Origin of the sequence: Brevundimonas sp. (assembly GCF_032107865.1) — a bacterium.
GTDB lineage: Bacteria > Pseudomonadota > Alphaproteobacteria > Caulobacterales > Caulobacteraceae > Brevundimonas.
Map to the genome: position 1 here is coordinate 1 of NZ_DAMCNG010000401.1, position 1,126 is coordinate 1,126.

Sequence of the window (1,126 nt, forward strand, 5' to 3'; positions counted from 1 at the left end):
CGCGAACGCGACCTGACCGAGGATCAGCGCGCCGAGATGATCGCCGCCGCTTTCGGGGTGCTGGACGACGCCCGCTTCGCCCCCGTTTTCGGCCCCGGCAGCCGCGCCGAGGTCGCCCTGACCGGGACCGCGCCCGACCTGCCCGGCGGCGTGTCGATCTCGGGCCGAATCGACCGGCTGGTGGTCACGCCCGAGCGGGTTCTGGTGGTCGACTTCAAGTCCAACCGTCCCGCTCCCGATCACGTCGAGGGCGCCGATCCGGCCTATGTGCTGCAGATGGCGATCTACGCCGCCGTCCTGCGCCGCCTCTATCCAGACCGCGCGGTCGAGGCGGCCCTGGTCTGGACCGACGGGCCGAAGCTGATGGCGGTCCCGCAAAGCCTGATGGACGCCGCTCTCGAAAATGCGCGTTGATTTGTCCGGGATTCGCACCCACATCTGTGCCTGAACGCTGACGCTACCGTCAGCGCGCAATTATTAAATGCGCTCAAGCAGCGAGCCGCCGCGCGGCGAGCGATAGCGCTCTTAAGGAGATCATTCATGGCGACTGTGAAAGTCACCGACGACAGCTTCGACGCCGACGTCCTGAAGTCCTCGACCCCCGTCCTGGTGGACTTCTGGGCCGAGTGGTGCGGTCCCTGCAAACAGATCGGCCCGGCGCTGGAGCAGATCGCCGACGAACTGGCCGGCAAGGTCACGGTCGCCAAGGTTAACATCGACGACAGCCCCATGGTCCCGTCCAAGATGGGCGTGAAGGGCATCCCGACCCTGATGCTGTTCAAGGACGGCCAGATGACCTCGATGAAGGTCGGCGCCATGCCCAAGGGCAAGATTGTCGAATGGCTGGCCGAAGCCGGCGTGAAGGCGGACTAAGACGTCTCAGACGATGAGATCGGGCGGCGGCATCGGAAGATCCGCCGCCTTTTTTCATGGCTGACACAATGCCCCCTCGAGGGGGAAGGGGGCTTATTGAGGCCAGGTCTCGCGGCTGGCGCCCAGCACCTCGCCCGCCAGATACAGCGAGCCGCAGATGACCACCCGCCCGGCGCCCAGGACCAAGGCGCGGTCGAGCGCGGCGTCCACCGATCCCGCCGCCATGGCGCCGAAGCCGCGTCCCTGGGCGACG

At 67.0% G+C, this 1,126-nt stretch carries 2 protein-coding genes; both read left to right on the forward strand.

What is annotated here, in order from left to right; genetic code table 11:
- Positions 1-414 (forward strand): PD-(D/E)XK nuclease family protein (locus tag RT567_RS17120; RefSeq protein ID WP_313577375.1); only part of this gene is annotated, 414 nt, incomplete at its 5' end.
- Positions 415-540: 126 nt separating this feature from the next.
- Entirely contained in the window at positions 541-873 is a 333-nt protein-coding gene (gene trxA / locus RT567_RS17125; RefSeq protein ID WP_003168818.1) for a thioredoxin, read from the forward strand.
- The last annotated feature ends 253 nt before the right edge of the window (positions 874-1,126 follow it).